Raw genomic sequence first — 3200 nt, forward strand, 5'->3', positions numbered from 1 at the left:
ATCGCCTTCAGCTTCCACCGAGCCTTGGCCCTCGCCCCTCTACAGCGCCCTCACCTTCGCCTTCTGCCTTCGCGGCGCCTTCACCCTCGCCTTCGACCTCTATCGCGCCCCGTTCGCCTTCAGCTTCCGCTGCACCTTCGCCCTCGGCTTCGATCTCGACAGCGCCCTCACCTTCAGCCTCAATCTGGTGAACGAGGCCCTGCGGGTTTGACAGGTCGGTGGCGACGGAGGCGGCCCCGGCAGTGGAGCCGATCATGGCGGCCGAAGCGCCGAGCGCGAGGACGCGGCGGGCAATAACAACACGGCGGGGTTTGCGGGTGATCGTGCTCATGATCGAGCTCCTAAATCCTACTATTTGCGTCAGAGATACAGCTTGTGATCAGGAGGTCAAGCAAAGCGGCTGCCCGACGATCCAATGCGCGAGCCGACTTGCGGTTCAACTCTAATAGTGCTTGTGATCCCTGCAACGCCTGCCGCCCTCGATCTGATCCCGGCAAAGCTCCTCCGGACAGGAGATCTCCCTTGCATTTCGTTCTTCTGATCAATGGCATCGCCTGCCTGTTCATGGGCGTGCTGCTGGCGCTCGACGCACTGTTCTTTCCAGCGACCTGGCGGGTCTTTCTCACCGCGGGAGGTCTGACCTGTTTCGTCGGGACCGCCCTCACATTGGTGGCGTGGGATGCGAAGGGGCGGTTGAAGCGCAACCACACTTTTCTGCTGACGGCGACGATGTGGCTGACCGGCGCTGGCATCGGCGCCTTGCCGCTCTGGCTTTGGGCCATGACCCCGACGGACGCCTTCTTCGAGGCCATGTCCGGCATCACCACCACCGGCTCCACGGTGCTGACAGGGCTCGACGAGAAACCGCATGGCATCCTGTGGTGGCGCGCGATCCTGCAATGGATCGGTGGCGTCGGCTTCATCGTCACCGGCATGGCGCTGCTGCCGATTTTGCGCACAGGCGGCATGCAGCTCTTCCGTACCGAAAGCTCCGAGCGCGGGGAGAAAGAACTTTATAGCGCAACTTCGGTCGCCGCCGCGACCCTGTGGGTTTATGTCGGGCTGACTACCCTGTGCCTGCTGGTCTATCTGGTGGGCGGCATGTCGCCCTTCGACGCGGTCACCCATGCCATGACGACCCTATCAACCGGGGGCTATTCCACGCACGACGCATCGTTCGGCCATTTCGACAGCGCCTTCCTCCAATGGGCCGGCACGTTCTTCATGTTCTGCGGGGCGCTGCCCTTCGTCTGGTATATACGCGCAGCAAACCGCGGCATCTTTCGCAGCGAGCAGGTCCGGGCCTTCGCCATCGGCCTGACCATCGTCATCCTGCTGCTCACGTTCTGGCGGATGGTGGTCCATGGAGCGATGCCGCTCCCGGCGCTGCGCGAGGTCGCCTTCAACGTGGTCTCCGTGGTGACCACCACCGGCTTCGCCACAGTGGACTACACGCTCTGGGGACCCGCGGCGCAGGTGACATTCTTTTTCCTGACGGCCATCGGCGGCTGCACTGGTTCGACGGCGGGCGGCGTGAAAATCATGCGCTGGATCATCCTGACGCGTGGCATCGGGGCCAGCGCACAGCAACTGCTTCATCCAAGCGGGATCTTTCCCATTCGCTACGAGGGCCGGACCGTCGAAAGGGACGTCATCAACGGTGTCGTGGCCTTCTTCACTTTCTTCGCGCTCACGGTCTTCGGACTCGCGGTTGCACTTGGGCTTATCGGACTTGATCCAGTGACGGCCATCACCGGGGCGCTCACGGCGGTCACGAATGTCGGCCCCGGCCTCGGGCCGATCATCGGCCCGGCAGGCAACTTCGCGCCCCTGCCGGACTTGGCCAAGTGGCTTTTGAGCTTCGGCATGTATGCCGGGCGGCTCGAGATGCTGACCGTCTTCGTGTTACTGACCCGGCTGTTTTGGGAGGAAGGGGCCGCCTGAAGCGGCGTGGCCGTTGCGGCCCGATGTACCTGGCCCCCACGCCTTCGATGCCAGCTCCTGCCCGGCGACGCGAAGAACGTCACGGCCCGCCCATCCGGCTATCGAGATTGTGCAAGATCCAGATTGTGCCGCCGCCCATCATGCCGAGGATCAGGGCGGTGAAGAGGATGAGTTGCAGATCCTCCTTCGCTTGGCCTTTGAGCCGGATATGCAGAAAGAACCGGAACTGCACCGCGATCTGCCCCAGCGCGGCCGCGCCGATAGCCCACCACAGGGCTGTCTGCGACAGCCATTCCCACGCGACCGCGCCGAAGACCGGCAGCGTCAGCAGCAGCGACAGTCCGTAGCCCCATAGATAGGAGCGCAACTCCTGCTGCGGTGTGCCGTCGGGCGTGCCGGTTTCGTCCTCGGTCTCGACGGGCGCGGTCATGCCAGCCCTCCAAGGAAGACAACCGAGACGATGGCGATCCAGACCACGTCGAGGAAGTGCCACAGCACGCCCAAGCGCAGCAGCGCCGTCTTGACCGACGTATCAAGGCCAAAGCGCCAGATCTGGGCCGCGATGGCCATGAGCCAGATGGCGGCCGCCGTGACATGCAGGGCGTGCAACGGCACCAGAGCCCAATAGGCGGAGAGAAAGCCGCTACGCTGCGGCGCGCCGCCCTTTCCAAGGATCGCGTGCAAATCCTTGGCCTCCATTGCCACGAAAGCCAATCCAAGCATCAGCGTCAGACCGAGCCACGCCAGCACCGGACCGACGCGGTGCCCCGGACCGTGCTTCAGCGACAGCACCGCCATGCCGTAGGTCAGGCTCGACGTCAAAAGCACGAGGGTTTCGATAAAGACGGGCTTCAGCTCGAATAGATCCTTTGGGCCCGGTCCGCCCGCGAGGTTGTCGAGCATGGTGACATAGGTGGCGAGCAGCAGCCCGAAGGTCACCAGATCGCTCATCATGAAGACCCAGAACCCAAATACCAAGGCTTCGGCCTCGCCATGCGCGTCGGCATGGCCGCTGCCGAGGTTCAGGCCAGGGTGCCGACCGGTTTCGGTGTTCATGACTGCTCCTCCTGCGAGGCCGGGACCGCATGTCCGAGATTGGTGGGCGTGTGCTCCTGGTGGCGAAGCACGCGCGGTGTGGCATGCACCAAGGTGAGCCAGCTTTCATGCGCCTCACGAACCTCCGCCGCCGGAATGATCCGAACCGTGTCGCGCACGAAGCCGCGCGCCAGCATCACGCCGAGGCCAAGCAGTGCCCC

At 64.0% G+C, this 3200-nt stretch carries 5 protein-coding genes; 2 read left to right on the top strand and 3 right to left on the bottom strand.

Annotation, left to right across the window (positions count from 1 at the left end; translation table 11 throughout):
• Both MBELCI_RS22165 and MBELCI_RS18520 read left to right on the top strand, forming a co-directional pair.
• Positions 1-211 (top strand): hypothetical protein (locus MBELCI_RS22165; protein WP_045320518.1); only part of this gene is annotated, 211 nt, incomplete at its 5' end.
• A gap of 311 nt (positions 212-522) precedes the next feature.
• The gene (locus MBELCI_RS18520; protein WP_021695776.1) at positions 523-1944 is read left to right on the top strand and encodes a TrkH family potassium uptake protein; all 1422 of its coding nucleotides are present in this window, start codon (positions 523-525) and stop codon (positions 1942-1944) included.
• Positions 1945-2023: 79 nt separating this feature from the next.
• Here MBELCI_RS18520 and MBELCI_RS18525 read toward each other — a convergent pair whose 3' ends face one another.
• From MBELCI_RS18525 to MBELCI_RS21155, 3 genes are all read right to left on the bottom strand, one after another.
• Positions 2024-2374 (bottom strand): cytochrome o ubiquinol oxidase subunit IV, encoded by a 351-nt coding sequence (locus tag MBELCI_RS18525; protein WP_021695777.1) that lies wholly within the window; start codon positions 2372-2374, stop codon positions 2024-2026.
• Positions 2371-3000, bottom strand: coding sequence for a cytochrome c oxidase subunit 3 (locus MBELCI_RS18530; protein WP_021695778.1), 630 nt, complete (start codon positions 2998-3000; stop codon positions 2371-2373). Before MBELCI_RS18530 ends, MBELCI_RS18525 begins: the two co-directional genes overlap by 4 nt.
• Positions 2997-3200: hypothetical protein (locus MBELCI_RS21155; RefSeq protein WP_158497411.1), on the bottom strand; the 204-nt coding region annotated here is incomplete at its 5' end. The genes MBELCI_RS21155 and MBELCI_RS18530, both read right to left, overlap by 4 nt.

The organism is Limimaricola cinnabarinus LL-001, from assembly GCF_000466965.1.
Lineage (GTDB): Bacteria > Pseudomonadota > Alphaproteobacteria > Rhodobacterales > Rhodobacteraceae > Limimaricola > Limimaricola cinnabarinus.